16 protein-coding genes are annotated in these 20143 nt (G+C 66.8%); 11 read left to right on the plus strand and 5 right to left on the minus strand.

What is annotated here, in order from left to right; all coding sequences use genetic code 11:
* The first annotated feature begins 79 nt into the window (after positions 1-79).
* Both MJ122_RS12155 and MJ122_RS12160 read left to right on the plus strand, forming a co-directional pair.
* Positions 80-1165 carry a YCF48-related protein gene (locus MJ122_RS12155; RefSeq protein ID WP_239744339.1) on the plus strand — a complete coding sequence of 362 codons (1086 nt, stop codon included), beginning with the start codon at positions 80-82 and terminating at the stop codon, positions 1163-1165.
* A gap of 59 nt (positions 1166-1224) precedes the next feature.
* On the plus strand, positions 1225-3660 hold the full coding sequence (locus MJ122_RS12160) for an MMPL family transporter (RefSeq protein WP_239744340.1): 2436 nt from the start codon (positions 1225-1227) through the stop codon (positions 3658-3660).
* Positions 3661-3824: 164 nt separating this feature from the next.
* On the opposite strand, the gene MJ122_RS12165 is transcribed toward MJ122_RS12160, so the two are convergent.
* Positions 3825-4718, minus strand: coding sequence for a LysR substrate-binding domain-containing protein (locus tag MJ122_RS12165; protein ID WP_239744341.1), 894 nt, complete (start codon positions 4716-4718; stop codon positions 3825-3827).
* Positions 4719-4849: 131 nt separating this feature from the next.
* Between MJ122_RS12165 and MJ122_RS12170 the strand changes: the two genes are divergently transcribed.
* From MJ122_RS12170 to MJ122_RS12195, 6 genes are all read left to right on the plus strand, one after another.
* Positions 4850-5929, plus strand: coding sequence for an ABC transporter ATP-binding protein (locus tag MJ122_RS12170; RefSeq protein ID WP_239744342.1), 1080 nt, complete (start codon positions 4850-4852; stop codon positions 5927-5929).
* A gap of 39 nt (positions 5930-5968) precedes the next feature.
* Positions 5969-7090: an ABC transporter substrate-binding protein gene (locus MJ122_RS12175; RefSeq protein WP_239744343.1), complete on the plus strand. Its 1122-nt coding sequence runs from the start codon at positions 5969-5971 to the stop codon at positions 7088-7090.
* Between the two features lies 1 nt (position 7091).
* Entirely contained in the window at positions 7092-7943 is an 852-nt protein-coding gene (locus tag MJ122_RS12180; protein ID WP_239744344.1) for an ABC transporter permease, read from the plus strand.
* The gene (locus MJ122_RS12185) at positions 7940-8776 is read left to right on the plus strand and encodes an ABC transporter permease (RefSeq protein WP_239744345.1); all 837 of its coding nucleotides are present in this window, start codon (positions 7940-7942) and stop codon (positions 8774-8776) included. The genes MJ122_RS12180 and MJ122_RS12185 overlap by 4 nt, the downstream gene beginning before the upstream one ends.
* Positions 8777-8865: 89 nt before the next feature.
* Entirely contained in the window at positions 8866-10017 is a 1152-nt protein-coding gene (locus tag MJ122_RS12190; protein ID WP_088417133.1) for a Xaa-Pro peptidase family protein, read from the plus strand.
* A 175-nt stretch (positions 10018-10192) separates the two neighbouring features.
* Complete coding sequence (locus MJ122_RS12195; protein ID WP_239744346.1) at positions 10193-11287, plus strand: hypothetical protein; 1095 nt, start codon at positions 10193-10195, stop codon at positions 11285-11287.
* A gap of 187 nt (positions 11288-11474) precedes the next feature.
* Here the strand turns inward: MJ122_RS12195 and MJ122_RS12200 are convergent, their stop codons facing one another.
* From MJ122_RS12200 to MJ122_RS12210, 3 genes are all read right to left on the minus strand, one after another.
* Complete coding sequence (locus MJ122_RS12200; RefSeq protein WP_239744347.1) at positions 11475-12299, minus strand: lytic transglycosylase domain-containing protein; 825 nt, start codon at positions 12297-12299, stop codon at positions 11475-11477.
* A gap of 343 nt (positions 12300-12642) precedes the next feature.
* Positions 12643-13002: a cupin domain-containing protein gene (locus MJ122_RS12205; RefSeq protein ID WP_088417130.1), complete on the minus strand. Its 360-nt coding sequence runs from the start codon at positions 13000-13002 to the stop codon at positions 12643-12645.
* 11 nt (positions 13003-13013) lie between these two features.
* A complete protein-coding gene (locus MJ122_RS12210) occupies positions 13014-14399 on the minus strand; it encodes an FAD-dependent oxidoreductase (protein WP_239744348.1) in 1386 nt (461 codons plus the stop codon).
* 153 nt (positions 14400-14552) lie between these two features.
* Between MJ122_RS12210 and MJ122_RS12215 the strand changes: the two genes are divergently transcribed.
* Both MJ122_RS12215 and MJ122_RS12220 read left to right on the plus strand, forming a co-directional pair.
* Complete coding sequence (locus MJ122_RS12215; protein ID WP_088417128.1) at positions 14553-15380, plus strand: nuclear transport factor 2 family protein; 828 nt, start codon at positions 14553-14555, stop codon at positions 15378-15380.
* 221 nt (positions 15381-15601) lie between these two features.
* On the plus strand, positions 15602-17074 hold the full coding sequence (locus tag MJ122_RS12220; RefSeq protein ID WP_239744349.1) for an aldehyde dehydrogenase family protein: 1473 nt from the start codon (positions 15602-15604) through the stop codon (positions 17072-17074).
* Positions 17075-17270: 196 nt separating this feature from the next.
* Here the strand turns inward: MJ122_RS12220 and MJ122_RS12225 are convergent, their stop codons facing one another.
* Positions 17271-18185 (minus strand): LysR family transcriptional regulator, encoded by a 915-nt coding sequence (locus MJ122_RS12225; RefSeq protein WP_088417126.1) that lies wholly within the window; start codon positions 18183-18185, stop codon positions 17271-17273.
* A 106-nt stretch (positions 18186-18291) separates the two neighbouring features.
* On the opposite strand from MJ122_RS12225, the gene MJ122_RS12230 reads away from it, so the two are divergent.
* Complete coding sequence (locus MJ122_RS12230) at positions 18292-20016, plus strand: amidohydrolase (protein ID WP_239744350.1); 1725 nt, start codon at positions 18292-18294, stop codon at positions 20014-20016.
* Positions 20017-20143 lie beyond the last annotated feature (127 nt).

Raw genomic sequence — 20143 nt, forward strand, 5'->3', positions numbered from 1 at the left:
GTGGGGGGTGCGGGCCTTGCGCTGCCCCGGGGGGGCGGCCCCGGCCGGGGCCGCCGCTGCTCTACCCGAGGAAAGCTCCATGCAGATTCCCTTCAAGCGCCTGCTGCTCCTGGGCGCCTTGCTGCTGGCCGGTGGCGCCCACGCCGGTGACGACGCGGGTGGCTTCGTCGATGTGCTCGACCTGCCTGCCGCCTACAGCCATGTCCCCAGTCGTGTCCCGCTGCTGGCCATCAGCCGCGCCGGCAACCGGCTGGTCAGTGCGGGCGCGCGTGGCCACATCCTGTATTCCGATGACGGCGGCAGCAGTTGGCGCCAGGCCGAGGTGCCGGTGAGCTCCGACCTGACCGCCGTGCGCTTCCCCACGCCGCAGGACGGCTGGGCGGTGGGCCACGACGGCGTGGTGCTGCACAGCGCCGACGGCGGCAAGCACTGGGAGCGCCAGCTCGACGGCCGGCAGGTCGGCCAGTTGATGATCGATTACTACAACGCCCACCCGCAGCCGGACAACGCCACCTGGCTGGCGCAGGCACAGCGGCTGAAGGAGGAGGGCGCTGACAAACCGTTCCTCGACCTGTGGTTCCGCGACGCGAAGGAAGGCTTCGTGGTCGGTGCCTTCAACCTGATCCTGCACACCACCGACGGCGGGCAGAGCTGGGAACCCTGGAACCACCGCATCGACAATCCCCAGGCGCTGCACCTGACCGCCATGACGGCGAGCGGCGATGACCTGTTCATCGTTGGCGAGCAGGGCCTGCTTTTGCGTCTGGCTCCTCGAACAGTGAGTGGACAGGAGAGCCAGCAGCGCTTCGTCGCCCTGCCGTCGCCCTACGCCGGCAGTTTCTTCGGCGTGGTCGCGCGGCCCGGCCTGGTGTTCGCCTACGGCCTGCGCGGCCACGCCATCCGCAGCCTCGATGGCGGCGATAGCTGGAGCGCCGTCGATACCGGCCTGCCGGTCAGCCTGACTGCCGCCAGCTTCGACGCCAACGGCCGGCTGTACCTGTTCAGCCAGGCCGGCCAGGGTCTGGTCAGCGACGACAGCGGTGGCAGCTTCAAGGCCCTGGACCTGGCCGAGCGCCTGCCCGTCAGCGGCGCCTTGGCCGGTCCCGGCCGCCTGTTGCTGGTCGGTGCCCGTGGCGTACGCGAGAACGCGATGCCGGTGCGCTGAGCGCACCGGTGCTCCACCCGTACAAGAACCATAAGAACAAGAGATAGAGAGACAGCCTCATGGTCGACCTGAAGCAAGGTGAGATGCCTGTAGTCCGCGAACTGCGGGACTTCGACACCCACAGCGGCAACCTGCTGGAGCGCCTGGTGTTCAACCACCGCGCGCTGTTCATCGCCCTGATCGCGCTGGTCACCCTGGTGCTGGGCTACATGGCCGTGACCCGCCTGGAGATGCGCCCGGCCTTCGAGAAGATGATCCCCCACGGCGATCCCTACATCCGCAACTACCTGGACAACCGCGCCGCCCTGCGCGGCCTGGGCAACTCGGTGCGGGTGGTGGTGGAGAACCCCGGCGGCGACATCTTCGACCCGGCCTACATCGACAGCCTGCGGCAGATCAGCGACCAGTTGTTCCTCAGCCACGGCGTCGACCGCGCCTGGATGAAGTCGCTGTGGTCGCCGGCGGTGCGCTGGACGGAAGTCACCGAGGAGGGCTTCCAGGGCGGCCCGGTGATGCCCGACGGCTATGACGGCAAGCCCGAGGCCATCGGGCAATTGCGCGAGAACATCGCCCGCGCCGGCATTGTCGGCAGCCTGGTGGGCAACGACTTCCGCTCCAGCATGCTGGTGGTGCCGCTGCTCGACCGCGACTCGGCCACCGGCAAGGGCATCGACTACCGCGAATTCTCCCGCGCCCTCGACGACCTGCGCCTGAAGTACGAATACCTGGGCGACGCCCGCGCCTTCGCCGCCGGCGAGGAGGGCAAGGGCCCGGTGCGCCTGCACGTGATCGGCTTCGCCAAGCTGGTGGGCGACCTGATCGACGGCCTGGTGCGGGTCATGCTGTTCTTCGGGCTGGCGGTGATCACCGCCTTCGTCATCATCCTCTTCTACACCCGTTGCCTGCGCAGCAGCCTGCTGGTGATCGGCTGCTCGCTGCTGGCGGTGGTCTGGCAGCTCGGCCTGGTGGCCTGGCTGGGCTATGCGCTGGACCCGTATTCGATCCTGGTGCCGTTCCTGATCTTCGCCATCGGCGTGTCCCACGCCACCCAGAAGATGAACGGCATCATGCAGGACATCGGCCGCGGCACCCACAAGCAGGTGGCGGCGCGCAACACCTTCCGCCGCCTGTTCCTGGCCGGCGTCACTGCGCTGCTTTCCGACGCGGTGGGTTTCGCCGTGCTGATGCTGATCGACATCCCGGTGATCCAGGACCTGGCGATTGCCGCCAGCATCGGCGTGGCGGTGCTGATCTTCACCTCGCTGCTGATGATGCCGGTGGCGCTGTCCTATGTCGGCGTCAGCCAGCGTGCCGCCGAGCGTGCCCTGCGCGAGGAGCGCCAGGTGGACCGCCAGCAGGGCATCGGCAAGCTGTGGGCACTGCTGGACCATTTTACCGAGCGTCGCTGGGCGACCATCGCGCTGGCCGTGGCAGCGCTGCTGGGCGTGGGCGGCCTGCTGGTCAGTCAGCATCTGCAGATCGGCGACCTCGACGCCGGCGCCCCGGAGCTGCGCGCCGACTCGCGCTACAACCGCGACAACGCCTACATCACCAGCCATTACGCGCTATCCAGCGACCTCTTCGCGGTGATGGTGAAGACCGCGCCGGAAGGCTGCCTGAACTACCGTACGCTGGTCCTCGCCGACCGGCTGGGCTGGGCGCTGCAACAGCACGAGGGCGTGCAGGCGACCACCTCGCTGGTTAACGCGGTACGGCAGATCACCGCCGGTACCTACGAGGGCAACCCCAAGTTCGCCAGTCTGCAACGCAACCAGGATGTGCTCAACTACGCCGCCCAGCAGGCCTCGGTGAACACCCCGGAGCTGTTCAACACCGAGTGCTCGCTGATGCCGGTGATCGCCTTCCTCAAGGACCACAAGGCCCAGACCCTGGACGAGGTGGCCGGCATCGCCGAGAACTTCGCCCGCGCCAACAGCACGCCTGACCGCCAGTTCCTCCTGGCCGCCGGCAGCGCCGGCATCGAGGCAGCGACCAACCGCGTGGTGCGCGAGGCCAACCATCGCATGCTGTTCTACGTCTATGCGGCGGTGGGCATCTTCTGCCTGATCACCTTCCGCAGCTGGCGCGCGACCCTGGTGGCGCTGCTACCGCTGGTGCTCACCTCGATCCTCTGCGAGGCGCTGATGGTGGTGATGGGCATCGGCGTGAAGGTCGCCACCTTGCCGGTGATCGCGCTGGGCGTGGGGATCGGGGTGGATTACGCGTTGTATCTGCTCAGCGTGCAGCTGCAACTGCAGCGGGCCGGGTTGCCGCTGTCGGTGGCCTACCAGCAGGCGGTGGCCTTCACCGGCAAGGTGGTGGCGCTGGTCGGCGTGACCCTGGCGGCGGGCGTGATTACCTGGGCCTGGTCGCCGATCAAGTTCCAGGCGGACATGGGGATCCTGCTGACCTTCATGTTCCTCTGGAACATGCTCGGGGCGTTGATACTGATTCCGGCGTTGTCGCATTTCCTGTTGGGTGGGCGGAGGCTCTGAGCCGCCGGTGAGTCGAGGGGGGGGGGGGGGGGGGGGGGGCGGGGGGGGCGCCCCCGCGGCGGGGGGGGGGCCCCGGCCCCCCGGGCACCCCCCCAGGCCCCGCATGGGGGGTAGGCGCGGACTCCGTCCGCGATCGGGTGCAGGGCGCAGAGGACTATCCCGTTTCAATCAAACGCCGGAATCGCCTCCAGCTCATGCAGCAGCCAATCGGCGAACTCCCGTGCCAGGGCCTGGTTGCCGTGGGGCGGGATGATCAGGAAGTAGGGGTGGGGTGCCGGGAAGTCGATGTCGAAAAGGCGCACCAGGCGGCCTTCGGCCAGCTCCTCGCCAGCGAGGATATGGTCGCTGATGGTTACGCCGCCGCCGGCCAGCGCGGCGCGGATGGTCAGGTAGGCGTCGGGCAGGAAGACGTTCTGCCGCGCCTGCAAACCGGGCACCCCGGCGGCGAGGAAGTAGCGGCTCCAGTCGAAACCGTCATCCTCGTGCAGCAGCACCTGGCGCGCCAGGTCGCGCGGCTTGCGCAGGTGTTCCTGGGTGTTGAGCAGGCGCGGGCTGCACACCGGGAAGTAGCGGATGTCGCCCAGCGCGGCGAAGCGCTGGCCTTCGATGTGCGTCTCGCCGAAGGAAATCACCATGTCCACCTGGCCCAGGTCGCTGCTCATCGGCAGCAGGTGCAGGGCCACCTCCTGGTAGTTGCGCAGGAATTTCTCCAGCAGCGATGACACCCGCGCCAGCAACGCCGGGGCGCAGGCGATGCGCAGCTCGCCGGCGGGTTCCTCGGTGGGCAGGGCGCGGCGGATGTCGCGCAGCTGGTCGAAGGCGCTGCTGATCTGCTGGCTCAGCTGGCGCCCGGCGGCGGTCAGTTTCACGCCCTTGCCCTGGCGCTCCACCAGCGCCATGCCCAGCTCTTCTTCCAGCTTCTTCACCTGGTGACTGACCGCCCCATGGGTGACGTGCAGCTCCAGTGCCGCGCGGCTGATGCTGCCCTGGCGGACCAGCGCCTCGAAAGCGCGCAGGGCAATGAGCGAGGGCAGGCGAAACGCACTGTTCTGACGCATGAAGGACCTTATTTCGTGAATTTGACTAACGATTCAGGCGGAAATCTATTGAATTGTCGTTAGTTAAATTTGCACAGAAGATGACGCCAAGCCAACACCGATCAACAAGAAAAAACGGCTGGAGATCCGCCATGCAGCATTTCGTCGACTTGCTCGGCCTGGGCAAGCGCTACGGCAACCTGCAGGTCCTGAGCGACCTCAGCCTGAGCATCCGCCAGGGCGAATTCCTCACGCTGCTCGGCCCTTCGGGCTCGGGCAAGAGCACCACGCTGATGATGCTCGCCGGCTTCGTCGAACCCAGCGAAGGGCGCATCGAGATGGACGGCCGCGACATCACCCACCTGGCGCCAGATGCGCGTGACTTCGGCGTGGTGTTCCAGGGCTATGCTCTGTTCCCGCACATGAGCGTGGCGCAGAACGTCGCCTACCCGCTGCGTATCCGCAAGGTGCCGAGCGCCGAGATCGAGCGCCGGGTGGCGGACGTGCTGGAACGCGTCGGCCTGGGCGGCATGGGCAATCGCGGCATCGCCCAGCTCTCCGGCGGCCAGCAGCAACGCGTGGCGCTGGCCCGCGCGCTGATATTCAAGCCCAGGCTGCTGCTCCTCGACGAACCGCTGTCTGCCCTCGACCGCCGCCTGCGCCAGGAAATGCAGGGCGAGCTGGCGCGCATGCACAAGGACTTCGGCACCACATTCGTCTTCGTCACTCACGACCAGGAAGAAGCGCTGGCGCTGTCCGATCGCATCGCCGTGTTCAACAAGGGCCGCCTGGAGCAGCTTGGCACCCCGCGCGAGGTCTACGAGCGACCGGCCAGCCGTTTCGTCGCCAACTTCCTCGGCGACACCAACCTGCTGGAGGTCGGCGTGGTCGGTCGCGAAGCCGAAGCCACGCTCTGCGATTTCCGTGGCCAGCACCTGCGCGTGGGCCATTCGGCCCAGGCGAGCCTGGGCGGCAGGAGTTGGCTGGCGGTGCGCCCGGAACACATCGACCTGCGCCCGCTGCAGGATGCCGGCCGCGACAACGGTCTCTGTGCCACCGCAGGCAGCGCCACCTACCAGGGCGCCCACGTCAATCTCGAACTGACCCTGGAGCAGGGCGAACGCCTCGACCTGCGCCTGCCGGTGTCGCACCCGCTGCTGGCCGATCTGCGCAGCGGCCAGCGCTACTGGTGCAGCTGGTCGCCGCAGCACTGCCACCTGTTGTCCGCCTGACAACCACATAACGAAAACAACGATCGGGGAGCAATCACAATGAAAGAACGCCAAGGCTTCATCGAAGACGCCATCGAAATCGCCACCCAGAAGGGCGAGCGCGCCGGCATCAGCCGCCGCGATTTCAACCGCAGCCTGCTGCTGCTTGCTGCTGCCAGCGCCTTGCCTTTCGGTGCCGGCAGCCGTGCTTTCGCTGCGGGCGGCAACCTTGTGCTGGCCAACTGGGGCGGTGACGCGGTGCCGGCCTTCGAGAAGAGCTTCGGCGGCTTCGACCAGGCGTCCGGTCTCACGCTGAAAGTGGACGGCAGCGGCCCCACCGAAGGTGCGCTGAAGACCCAGGTGAGCAGCGGCGCGGTGCGCTGGGACGTGTGCGACGGCGAGATGTATTCGTCCTACCGCCTGGGCAAAGACAAGTTCCTCGCGCCCATCGACTACGGCATCGTCGACAAGTCGCTGATCGGCTACGGCGACGTGCATGACTTCGGCCTCGCCAACTACACCTACAGCTACGTGATCGGCTACGACCACGAGCAGTTCGGCAAGAACCCGCCCAAGTCCTGGGCCGACTTCTGGGACGTGAAGAAGTACCCGGGCAAGCGCACCCTCTACAAGTGGATGAGCGCCAACCTGGAGTGCGCGCTGCTGGCCGACGGCGTACCGCCGGAGCAGCTTTACCCGCTGGATGTGGACCGCGCCCTGCGCAAGATCGAGGAGCTGCTGCCGCACATCGCCACCCACTGGTCCACCGGCGCCGAGTCGCAGCAGCTGATCCGCGATGGCGAAGTGAGCATGGCGCAGATGTGGCACACCCGCGCGGAGCTGGTGAAGAACGACACCGCCGGCAAGATCGACTGGAGCTTCGATGGCGGTATCGTCTCGCCCTCGGTGTGGATGGTGCCCAAGGGCAACCCGGCCGGCGCCAAGGCGGCCATGGACTTCATCGCCTATGCGCTGCGACCGGAGGTGCAGGCCAAGCTCATGGAGGTCTACAACATGGGCCCGGTGAACCTCAAGGCCAATGACCTGCTCAGTGCCCAGCTGCAGGCGATCAACCCCACTGCGCCGGACAACCTGAAGAAGCAGGTATCGCTGAACAACAAGTGGCACGCCGAGCACTACGGCGAAACCCTGGAGCGCTACCTCGCGCTGATCGGTGGCTGAGATGCGACGTTTCGCACCGGGCGTGCTGCCGGTCTACGGCCTGCTGATCCTGCCGCTGCCCTTGCTCGTGGTGGTCGGCTATCTGCTGCCGACCCTCGGCGTGCTGGGCTGGAGCTTCAGCCTGCCGGAGTGGGGCACGCAGAACTACGCGGCCATCGCCGACAACGCCAACCTGCAGGCGGTGATCTGGCGCACCCTGCGCATCTGTCTGCTGACCACCGCGATCAGCGTCGGCATCGCCTACCTGATCGCCTACCGCTGGCGTTTCGCGACGCCACGCGGCCGGCAGCTGATCGAGCTGTTCGTGCTGCTGCCGTTCTGGCTGTCGATGCTGATCCGCGCCTTCGCCTGGCTGGTGCTGTTGCGCAATGGTGGGCTGGTCAGCCAGGGGCTGATGGCCACCGGCTGGTTCGATGCGCCGCCACCGCTGGTGCGCAACGAATTGGGCGCGCTGATCGGCATGGTGCACTTCATGGTGCCGTATGCGGTACTGCCGCTGCTGTCCTCGCTCAAACAGGTGGACGACAGCCTGCTGCGCGCCTCCAGCAGCCTGGGCGCCAGCCACTGGCAGACGCTCAAGGACATCTTCATCCCGCTGACCCTGCCAGGTGTGGTTGCTGCGTCGGCCATCGTCTTCGTCTTCAGCCTCGGTTGCTTCGTCACGCCGGCGCTGCTGGGTGGCGGCAAGGCGGCGATGCTTGCGGAGTACATCTATGTGCAGATGTTCCAGCTGTCCAACTGGGGCCTGGGCGCGGCGCTGAGCATCGTGCTGATGCTGCTGGTGGTCGGTTGCGCGCTGCTGTTCGGACAACTCATCGGCTACCGCCGGCTGCTCGGGAGGACTGAGCTGTGACTCCGCAGGGAACCTATCTCGCCGCCATGCCGGTGAAAAAGCCGCAACTGCCACGCCCGCCGGTCGGCCGCTGGCTGTCCTGGTTCGCGCTGTCGCTGTCGGCACTGTTCCTGTTGCTGCCGATCCTGGTGATCGTCCCGCTGTCGTTCGGCAACCAGCGCTACCTGGCCTTCCCGGACGGCGACTGGTCGCTGCGCCACTACGCGACGCTGTTCGACGGCGCCTGGCTGGTGTCGATCCTGCAGAGCCTCGGCCTGGCGCTGGTGGTCGGTGCGCTGTCCACGGCGCTGGCCTTCCTGTTCGCGACCGGCATCTGGCTGCAGCGCCGACACCGCACCCTGCTGACCGCCATCGTGCTGTTGCCGATGATCGTGCCGCAGGTGGTCTCGGCCATGTCGATCTACTACCTCGATGCGCGCCTGGGCGTACTCGACAGCCTGCTGGGCGTGGGCTTCGGCCATCTGCTGATGGCGCTGCCGTACTCGGTCATCGCCCTGCTGGTGGCCTACGCGCGGCTCGACCAGAGCCTGTACAAGGCCTCGCGCTCCCTTGGCGCCGGGCTCTGGCCGACGCTGTGGAACGTGCTGCTGCCCAACGTGCGCGGCGGCGTGGCCGGCGGCTTCTTCATGGGCTTCGTGATGTCCTGGGAAGAAGTGGTGGTGACCCTGTTCACCAGCGGCCTGAACGTGGTGACGCTGCCCAAGCGCATCTGGGACGGCCTGCGCTACAACCTCGATCCGGCGATTGCCGCCGTGTCCACCCTGATGATCGTCCTCACCCTGGTGGTGATGCTGGTGCGCCTGTACCTGGCGCGGCACCAGCCACCCAGCTGACTGTTTTACCCCGCATATGGCCGCTGGATGGCGGCCTCAAACAAAAACGCCTGTATCGCTTGCACCTTGTCCCTGAGGAGGGAATCCCCATGCTTACTGCTTTCCCCGCGCGCACCTACCGTCAACGCGTCGAAGCCGTCAAACGCCGCATGGCCGACCGTGGCCTGGATGCCCTGGTGGTCAACTACCCGGACAACATCAACTACCTGACCGGCTTCGACAGCCTGGGCTTCCTCTGGTACCAGGCGCTGATCATCTCGCCCAAGCTGGCCGAACCGGTGTTCCTCACCCGCACCAGCGAGGAGCCCTGCACCTGGGAGCTGTCGTGCATCAACGAAGCGATCTTCTATGACATCGCCAAGCAGGACCCGCTGAAGATCGTCGCCGATGTGCTCGCCCAGGCTGGCCTGAGCCAGGCGCGCATCGGCCTGGAAATGACCGCCTCGACCTTCTCCCCGGCGCAGTACAACGCACTGCTGGGCTACATGCCCGAGGCCCGTTTCGAGGACGCCGGCCCGCTGGTCGCGGAGAACCGCCTGATCAAGACCGCCGAGGAAATCGAATACCAGCGCAGCGCCGCGCGCATGGCCGACCAGGGCATGCTGGCCGCCTTCGAGGCGCTGCGTCCGGGCATCTCCGAGGTGGAGGTGGCCGGCATCGTCGCCAACGCTTTGGGCCGCGCCGGCAGCGAGTACTCGGCGATCAGCCCGATGTGCGCCACCGGCCGCCGCAGCACCATGACCCACGCCATGCCGCACCGCCAGACCATCAGCCACGGCGATGTGGTGATCCTCGAACATGCCGGCGTGTGCAACCGCTACCACGCCATCCTCATGCGCACCGCGGTGATCGGCAAACCCAGCCCGCGGGTGAAGGAAGTGGCGACCCTGCTCACCGAAGCCTTCAACGCTGCCATCGAGATCGCCAAGCCGGGCACCCCGGTGGGCGAGGCCAACCGCGTGTGCAACCAGATCCTCGACCGCATCGACCTCTCGCGCACCCGCGTGCACCGCATCGGCTACAGCCTGGGCCTGGCGTACCCGCCGACCTGGCTGGAAGCGATGATGGTGGACGAGGCCGATGACCACGTGTTCCAGCCGAACATGTCGTTCTCCATCGAGCCGAACCTGTCCTTGTACAACGAAGGCTTCGGTATCAAGCTCGGCGACACCGTGCTGTGCGGCGAGAAGGGCTCGGCGAGTCTGTCCGAGCTTCCGCCGGAGCTGACGATCATCGACTGATACGGGCTCGCCTTCAGCCGTATAGCGTCGTTGGGCGGCCTCGCCGTGCTAGAAGGACTGTCTTCGGCCGCCCGCCTAGTTCTCCGGCTAAATGCAAACCCGTATGGATGTACTTGAAGCGTGCCTGCGCCACAGGCGCAGTGAAGTAGACCGAGGGCTTCCGATGAGTCACACGATGGATGTTTTCTGGCACGACGACGTGCTGCGCCACGACACTGCTGCCGGCGTGTTCGAGGCGCCGCCCAGCGACCTGCTGGCCGAACAGCTGCAGCACCCGGAGAGCAATCCGCGGCTGCTGAACATGCGCGCGATCCTCCAGCGCGGGCCGGTGGCCGGTTCGCTGCGCTGGCATGAAGGCCGCCATGCCAGCGAAGAGGAGTTGCTGGGCTTCCACGATGCCGATTACCTGCGCGGCATCTTCGAGGCGGATGCCCAGGGCAAGCGCTTCAGCAGCACCACCCTGATGGCCGCCGGCAGTCTTGCCGGATTGTTGGCCGCCGCCGGCACCAGCCTGGCGGCGCTGGAGAGCGTGCTGGCCAGCGGCAATCCGGCCATGGCCCTGGTGCGTCCGCCGGGCCACCATGCGGCGCCGGCCATGGCCGACGGCTACTGCTTCTTCAACCATGCCGGGATTGCCGCGCGCGCCGCCCAGGCGGCCGGTCTCGAACGCGTCGCCATCGTCGACTGGGACGTGCACCACGGCAACGGCACCCAGGAAGGGTTCTACGACGATCCGTCGGTGTTCACCGTGTCCCTGCACATGGACCACGGCGCCTGGGGCCCGAGCCACCCGCAGACCGGCGCGGTGGACGAGCGCGGCTATGGCGCGGGGCTGGGCAGCAACCTCAACCTGCCGCTGCCCATGGGCTCGGGCGATCAGCTCTACGAGAGGGTCTTCAACCGCTTCGTCGAGCCGGCGCTGCGCGCCTTCAAGCCGGACCTGCTGATCATCGCCAACGGCCTGGATGCCTCGCAGTTCGACCCCAACGGCCGCCAGCTGGTGACCATGCAGGGCTTCAACCGCCTGGCCCGCCGCGCTCGCGCGCTGGCCGACGAGCTCTGCCAGGGAAGACTGCTGGTGGTGCAGGAGGGCGGCTATAACCCGGCCTACAGCGCGTACTGCCTGCATGCGGCGACGGAAGGCTTCCTCGGTGAGTCGTCCACGCTGCCCGATCCGCTGGCGTACATGCCGGAGCCGGCTGCGCGGGTCGAAGCCGACCTCGCCGCGCTGGACGCGCGGCTGGCGACGGCGGGGTGGAAGTTCGGCTGAGTGGTAGGGCGTAGGGCTTGGCTTGGCTTGGCGCAGGAGCGGACTTCGTCCGCGATCGATTCACCACCGCTCCGGCCGACCACGGCGCGGGCAAGCCCATCGCGGACGGAGTCCGCTCCTACGCCCGCTCAGAAGGCCGCACCAGCTTTTGGCAAAGTGGGACGGATCAACCATTCGAAGGGGCGCCCTACGGATGATTGCGATAGCGCTCGGTCAGGGACTGCACGCGGGCGACGTAGGTTTGCGTCTCGGCGTAGGGAGGGATGCCGTTGTACTTGTCGACGGTCATTTCCCCGGCGTTGTAGCTGGCCAGCGCCAGCCGCTGGTTGCCCTTGAAGCGCTTGAGCAGCCAGGCCAGATAGCGCACGCCGCCGCGGATGTTCTGCCGCGCATCGAACGGATCGCTGACGTTGAAGCGCTCGGCGGTGTCGGGCATCAACTGCATCAGCCCCTGGGCACCGGCAATGGAAATGGCTCTGGGCTGGAACGCCGATTCGGCATGGATCACCGCGCGGACCAGCGCCCTGTCGACGCCGTAGCGCAGTGAAGCGGCCTCGATTTCCCGGCGATAGGAACGGGTGTCGAGGCGCAGCGTGGCGACGTTGAAATCCTTCGGCGCCATGCACAGGTAGCAGCCCTTGATGTAATACACATCGATCACATCGACCCGCGCGGCGATCCCGACCGGGCGGCGGCTCACATACTGGCGAACGCCCTTGTGGACGAAGGTGTACACCCGAACCCGTCCTGAGCCCGGATCGTCCCCGCGTGCGGACGCGGGCGCGGCCTTTGACCTGGCGCCAGCAGTCGCACTCGCCTTGCTGGTCTGGCCAGTCTTGCCGTTCTGAAGCGTGCAGTGGGCGCCGACAACAGCGTGGCTGGTGTGGCTGACGGTCCCGTCGCGGGCCTGGCACCTGTACAGGGCGCTGGCGTAAAGCGGAGCGACCAGCAAGGCCAGCCCGATGCAGCCAGGAAGGCTCCTGCGAGCCCATCGCCAGGTTCTGGAACTCATCAAACCGCTCCGCGCCGCGGGCGCCGATCAGGCCGGGGAAACCTGATCCGGGTAAAGGGAAAGAGCCATCATGGGCGGTCTTGGCCGGGTTGAACCTGCTGACCTGCCGTTTCGTTTCGCTAGTTATAGTCCTTTCAAACGGTTGTGGAGCTTGGGGGGACGTACGGCTGGCTGGCGGTCCGGAACATCGCTGGCCGCGCACGCTGCGCAAGAGTCAGCTGTTGCGTAGGAACGGACTCTGTCCGCGATCGATCCACCGCCACGCCGATTCGTCTGGGCGTTGGGCGAAGCCAATCGCGGACGGCGCTCCTACGAAGGCTGTTAATCCATCGCGGAGCAGGGTTCAACCGAGAATGAAATACACCTTGCGCACCGGCGTGAGGTTTTCCCAGGTGCCCTTGAAGCCCGCCGCGACCACGAAGGAATCCCCCGGGCCGAAGGTCTTCGCCACGCCGTCGGCATCGGTCAGGCGTACGGTGCCCTCGAGGATGTGGCATAGCTCGTCGTAGTCGCACTCGCAGCGTTCCAGGTGCGCGCCGGCTTCCCAGATGCCGGCGATGGCGTTCTTTTCCGGCGCACTGAAGTGCCGCCAGCTGCGGCTCCGGTACGGCGCATCGACGATGGCCGGGTCGTTGATCTCGCGCTCCTGTGGGGTTAGGGCGGGGTTGGCGAAGTCGATGACGTGGCGGGGCAGGGTGGACATGGTGTTCTCCATCAGGAATCGAAACCGACGCCGAAGGCATCGAGGGTCTTGAGCAGCAGGTCGCGGCGGCCGGTGCGGTCTTCCTTGGCCAGCGAATGCTGCGCCAGGCGCACGCCGAGGTAGCGCAGCGGCTCGGGCGGGAAGGGGAAGGGCTTCTGCGAGGTCATGCGCAGTTCGGTGCGCTCGGTGCGCTCGCCACCCAGTTGATCGAGCATGTTCAAGGCGGCGAAACGGCTGGCGGAGACGCCCTGGCCGGTGAAGCCCAGCGCGTAGGCGACGCGCCCGCCGAGCACGCAACCGGTGAACAGCGTGGTGCGCGCCGAGGTATCGATGATGCCGCCCCAGGCATGGCTGAACTCCACCGGGCCGAGCTGCGGGAAGGCCTCGCGGAACTGCCCGGCCAGGCGCTGGAAGCTTTCCGGGCGCTGGGTCAGGGATTCGTCGCGGCGACTGCCGAAATGGTAGATGGCGTCGAAGCCGGCCCAGAGAATGCGGTTGTCGGCGGTCTTGCGCAGGTAGTGGAACTGGTTGCCGGCATCGGCGATGCCGTAGCGGTCGACCCAGCCGATGGCGCGCAGCTGGTCGTCGGAAAGCGGTTGGGTGACCAGCGAGTAGTCGTACACCGGGATCACGCTGGAATTCAGGTGGCCAAGCAGCGGCGGCGCGATGTTGGTCGCCAGGGCGATCTGCCCGGCCTCCAGCTCTCCACGGTCGCAGCGCAGCAGCAGGCGGTCTCCGCGCTGATGCAGCTCGTGTACCGGAGTGTTCTCGAACAGCTCGATGCCCTGTTCCAGGCAGACCCGGCGCAGCTCGGCGGACATCTTCGCCGGGTTGAGCAGCGCGTAGTTGGGCTCGAACACGCCGGCCTGGTACAGCGGCGAATCGAGTTTCTGTGCCAGTTCCGCACCTTCGAGCCACTCGCAGTCGATGCCGAAGCGCTGGTAGTTGCGCTGCATGCCACGCAAGCCTTCGACCTGCCAGGGCTGGGCGGCGACGCTGAGCTTGCCGCGCCGTTCGAACTCAACCTTCATGCCGAAGCGCTGCAGGTCCGCCTCGAACTCGTCCAGGTTCTGACGGCCCAAACGTACGAGGGTTTCGGCTTCTTCCGGCCAGCGGCGCAGGGCATTGCCTACGCCGTGAGAAATACTCGGTGCACAGAAGCCGCCGTTGCGTCCGCTGGCCTCGCCACCGCAGCGACGCGCCTCGACCACCGCGATGCTCGCGCCGGGCCAGCGCTGGCGGGCGTGCAGGGCAGTCCAGAGACCGGTAAAGCCACCGCCGACCACCACCAGGTCGAAACGGCGATCCGCTTCCAGCGCCGGTGTAGCGGGAACGGGTTCGAGTGTGTCGAGCCAGAAGGGTCTGGGAATGGCGTGCGCAAGAAGGGCGGATGTCATCGGAAAACTCCGGCAGAATGTCGGAAGAAATAGCGGTCTTCGGGCCGCGTCCGAGTTTTGTAATCGCTCCGGGGTGCCCAGGCATACGGCTTGCCTCTCTTTGCGGGCACGCCCGGAGCAGGAATAGCCGGCCAAGACCGGCAGGGGAAATCCATGAGCGAAGAACTGGGCTGGAGCGCCACGCTGGAAGGCGCGACCTACCAGTCCGACCCGGCGAGCGCCGCTACCCATGCCGTGGTGCTGCGCTATCACCAGGCCTGGCGCCGCCGTGACATCGAGGCGCTGATGGCGCTGTTCGACCCGCAGGTGGAGTACAACGATTTCTTCCAGGGGCGTCGGATCGCGCCGAGCGAACTGCGCGACTACCTGCAGACCAGCATGCCGGCGGCAGGGGATGAGTCTCAGGTCTATACCGACCGCTTGCGGGTGGACGGCGACACGGCTTTCCTGCAATACCAGGTGACCTTGCGCGGCACGCAAGGGCTGGTGTCCTTTCGCACCACCGAGGCCTATACCGTGCGCGATGGCCGGATCATCCGGGTCAACGAGCACGCCGCGCTGGTCGGCCAGCCGCAGAAACCCGCCAGCGAGCCGCAGCCGCGCATGGCCGACAGCCGCCTGGGGCTTTCAGCGCGGCAGCTGAGCCAGCTGGGTGGCGACATCCAGCAGTATTTCCAGCAGAGCCGGCCGTTTCTCAATCCGGACCTGGACATGCCCCAGGTCGCCGCGGCCACCGGTTATACGCGCAACCAGATTTCCTACTTCCTCAACCAGGTGCTGGGCCTGAGTTTCTACCAGTACCTGAACCAGCTGCGCCTGCGCCATCTGCTCAGCCAGTTGGGCGACGCCACCAGCGTCACGCGTATCGACGAACTGGCGCGGGCGGCGGGGTTCCGCTCTTTGTCGACCTTCTACCGTTGCTTCCGCGAGGAGACGGGGCTGTCGCCCAAGGCGTATCTGGAGCAGAAGGCGACTGCGTGAGCGAATCGCTTTTGTAGGATGGCGTGGAGCGCAGCGATACCCATCAATCGCTGATTACACTGGCGATGGGTATCGCAGGCTCCCCCCATCCTACGGGTTGCCACGTGCCCGGCGTGGTCCCTCCGCGCGTGCCCGCATGCAGGGCGCCCGCGTTATCAACCTGATGCGCATTTCCCTATGCTCGGCCGACAAGTATTCCAACCCGCTCAGGAGACCTTCCCATGCGCGACCAGCTCTATATCGACGGCCAGTGGCAGGCACCCGCACAAGGCGGCCGCTTCGAGGTGTACGAACCCTCCAGCGAAGCCGTGCTGACCGAAGTCGCCGCCGCCACCGGCGAGGATGTGGACCGCGCCGTGCAGTCCGCGCGCCGGGCCTTCGATGAGGGCGAGTGGGGCCGCAGTACCGGGAAGGAACGCGCCGGCTACCTGCGCGCCATCGCCGATAACCTGCGTGGCCGCCGCGAAGACCTGGCCCGCCTGGAAGTGCAGGACAACGGCAAGCCGCTGCCCGAGGCGCAGTGGGACATCGACGACGCCATCGGCTGCTTCGACTACTACGCCGAGCTGGCCGAAGGGCTGAATGACGACGGTGAAGTGGTCGCGCTGCCCGACGAGCGTTTCGCCTGCCGCGTGCTGCGCGAGCCGGTCGGCGTGGCCGGGCAGATCATCCCGTGGAACTACCCGCTGTTGATGGCTTCGTGGAAGGTCGCGCCGGCTCTCGCCGCTGGCTGCACCGCCGTGCTCAAGCCTTCGGAACTGACGCCGCTGACCTCCCTGGAATTGGCCGCCGCGGCCGATGCCGTGGGCCTGCCCAAGGGCGTGCTCAACGTGCTCACCGGCCTGGGCCGCGATGCCGGCTCGCCGCTGTCGGCGCACCCGGGCGTGGACAAGCTGGCCTTCACCGGCAGCGTGCCCACCGGGCGCGCAATCATGCAGGCGGCGGCCCAGGACATCAAGAACGTCAGCCTGGAGCTGGGCGGCAAGTCGGCGTTCATCGTCTTCGATGATGCGGATGTCGAAGCGGCCGTGGAGTGGATCCTGTTCGGCATCTTCTGGAACCAGGGCCAGGTGTGCAGTGCCACCTCGCGCCTGCTGGTGCAGGACGGCCTGCATGACCGGCTGATCGAGCGCCTGGTGGAAGAGGCCCGCCGTATCACGATCGGCAATGGCCTGGAGCCGGGCGTGCTGCTCGGCCCGCTGGTGAGTGCCGGGCAACACGCCAAGGTGCTGCAGGCCATCGAGGCCGGCGTGCGCGATGGCGCGAAACTGGTGACCGGCGGCAAGCGCCCGGCGCATCGGGACAAGGGCTGGTTCGTCGAGCCGACGGTGTTCATCGACGCGCCGCTGGAGAGCGCTGTGTGGCGCGAGGAAATCTTCGGCCCGGTGCTCGCCGTGCGCCGATTCAAGGACGAAGCCGAGGCGCTGCGCCTGGCCAACGACAGTCAGTTCGGCCTGGCCGCGGCGGTGATGTCTGCCGACCCTGCGCGATGCCAGCGGGTAAGCCGGGGCCTGCGCGCCGGCATCGTCTGGGTCAATTGTTCGCAGCCGACTTTCACCCAGGCGCCCTGGGGCGGCTACAAGCAGAGCGGTATCGGCCGCGAGCTGGGTGTGTGGGGCCTGGACAACTACCTGGAGACCAAGCAGGTCACCGAGTACCTCAGCGACCAGCCCTGGGGTTGGTACATCAAATAGGTCCGGGAGGGGAGCCTCTGTGTAGGAGCGGACTCTGCCCGCGATTGCTTCCCGGCGGCTTCGAACGGGCCGGTGGCACATCGCGGACAGAGTCCGCTCCTACGCTCGCCGGGTTCCGCCGGGAGTCTGTTGAAGCGGGCCACGCCTGCGATCGCGCGCATGGCGCGCCCCTGCAGGCCTGCGTCGTCGTGGCCGGTCAGACCAGCCCCTTGCCTTGCAGATGTTCGCGCAGGTACTCGATGAACACCCGCACCTTGCGGGTGCTGCGCCGGTGCGGCAGGTAGAGCACATGCACCCAGGGCCCGAAGGCGCTCTGGTCGCGCCAGCAATCGGGCAGCTGCTCCACCAGTTCGCCGCTTTCCAGGTAGGGCAGTGCGCTCCACTGCGGCAGGAACTGCAGGCCCTGGCCGTCCAGCAGGCAGGAGAGCAGGAAGTCGTAGTTGTCGCTGGCGATACGCGGCACCGGCTGGCGGATGCGCAGGCGTTCGCCGTCCTTCTGCACCCACCAGAAATTCCGGTTCAGCAGCGGGTGGCGAAAGATCAGCCAGTCGTGCTGCTCGTAGTTCTCCAATGTCACCTCCAGGCCCTTTTCCGCGAGATACCTGGGGCTGGCGCAGAGCATCAGGCGGTTTTCCAGCAGTGGCTGGGCGATCACGTCGGGCAGGTCGATGGGGCCGTCGCGCAGGGCGATGTCGTAGCCGCCTTCCACCAGGTCGACGAACTCGTCCAGCAGGTCCACCTCCAGGCGCACCTGCGGATGCTCGCGCAGGAAGCGGCAGCACACGGCGTTGAAGAAGGCCGGCGCGAAGGAGGGCGGCGAGACGATGCGCAGGCTGCCGCGCAGTTCGGTCTGCAACTGCTCGACTTCCTCGCTGGCTCGTTGCAGCTGCATCAGCGCCGAGCGCGCGCCTTCCAGGTAGATGTGCCCGGCCTCGGTCAGTGCCATGCGCCGCGTGGTGCGCTCGAACAGGCGCTGGCCCAGCTCGGCCTCCAGTTGCGCCACGCCCTTGGTAATGGCCGAAGGCGTCTTGCCCAGCTGTTCGGCGGCGCGGCTGAAGCCGCCGTGTTCGGCGGTAGCGACGAACATGGTGAGGGCGGTCATCTTGTCCATGGATTGATTCCTGACAGGAACAGAAGTTGTGCGGGAAGTCAGTGTTAAAGCCGCCGGGGCTTTTGCTTAACCTTCGTCAAAGATCAACAATAACGAAGGCTCTGCGATGAAACTACTGATTCCGGCGCTGGTGTCGGCGGCTTGCGCTTTTTCCTCGATGGAAACTATGGCCGCCGCCGATCTCATCTTCCACGGCGGCAAGGTCTATACCGCCGAACCCGGCCAGGCGCTGCAGCAGGCGGTGGCGGTGGAGAACGGTCGTATCCTCGCCGTCGGCTCCGATGCGCAGGTCCTCAAGCTCCGGCAGCCGTCGACCCGGGTCATCGACCTGCAGGGTCAGGTGCTGATGCCCGGATTCATCGATGCCCATACCCACCTGGTCAAGGGCGGTCTGCAGATGCTCCAGGCCAACCTGGACAACCAGGACCTGCCACTGGCCGAGTTCGAGAGCAAGCTGCGCCAGTGGCGTGACGACGGCCGCGCGCGGCGTGGCCCGTTCCTCTATGTCGGCGGTGTGCCGACGGCGTACTGGGACGAGCTCGGTGAATTGCAGCAGCGCTTCAACCAGGGCGAATGGGCAAAGCAGCCGATTCTCCTGGCCGGCGGCGACTATCACACCGGCTGGGCCAACCAGGCGCTGCTCGACCTCGCCGGGATCGATGTGGCCAAGGTCAAGTCGCTGAAGGGCGAAGAGCAGGCCACCATCGGCCACGACGCCGACGGCAAGCCCAACGGCTTCCTGGTGGATGCCGGTCTGTATCCGGTGCAGGCGCTGCTGCCGCTGGCGAGCAACGACGAGCTGCTCAAGGCCCTGAAGGGCGCGCAGAGCTACTACCACGAGCTGGGCATCACCGCCTGGATGGAGCCCCTGGCGAACGAGAACCCCGGTGGTGACATCCATAACGATTCCGTCGGCGTGCTGCCGGCCTACAAGCTGCTGGCGGAAGAGGACGGACTGACTGCGCACGTCGCGGCGCTGCTGATGGCCGACTCCAAGGCGACTCCCGCCGACCTCGACGAACTGGACAAGGTGCGCCAGCAATTCATCGATGTTCCCAACCTGACGCTGCCGGGCATCAAGGTCTTCGCCGACGGCGTGGCCGAGGTGCCGGCGCAAAGCGCGGCGATGATCGAGCCCTACAGCAATTCGAAGAAGTACGGCGAGTTGCTGATCGATCCCAAGCACTTCGGCGAGCTGGTCAGCGCTGCCGACGCCCGTGGCTGGCTGGTGCACATCCACGCCATCGGCGACCGAGCGGTGCGCGAATCGCTCAACGGCATCGAACAGGCGCGCAAGGAGCGCCACAGCGGCATCCCGCATTCGATTACGCACCTGCAGATGGTCAATCCCAAGGACTTCCCGCGTTTCAAGGCGCTCGACGTGATCGCCGCCATGCAGCTGTACTGGGCCGCCGCCGACGAGAACAGCGTCGACCTGGTCAAGCCCTACGTCAGTGCCATGGCCTTCCTGCACATGTACCCGGCGCGCTCGTTGCTGAAGAACGGCGCGACCATTTCCGGCGCCAGCGACTGGCCGATCACCACGCCCGACCCGTGGAAGGCCATCTACCAGGGCCTCCAGCGCGTCGGCCCGAAGGGCGTACTCAACGCCGCCGAAGACATCGATCGGCAAACCATGTTCCAGGCCTACACCCTCAACGCCGCGCGCACTCTGCGCCTGGAGCAGAGCATCGGTTCGCTCAAGCCGGGCAAGCAGGCGGACCTGGTCCTGCTCGACCGCGACGTGTTCACGGTCAAGCCTGAAGCGCTGCGTGATACCCGTGTGCTCAAGACCTGGTTCGCCGGCCGCGAAGTCTATAGTCGGCCATAGTTAAAAGCGTGCGACAAACCCTGGCCTTGCTTCATTCGTAGGATGGGTGGAGCGAAGCGATACCCATGCTGTAGCGACGCCGGATCGATGGGTATCGCTGCGCTCCACCCATCCAACAAAGTGCGCT

Source organism: Pseudomonas sp. DP-17 (assembly GCF_022380625.1).
In the GTDB taxonomy this organism is placed as follows: domain Bacteria; phylum Pseudomonadota; class Gammaproteobacteria; order Pseudomonadales; family Pseudomonadaceae; genus Pseudomonas; species Pseudomonas nitroreducens_A.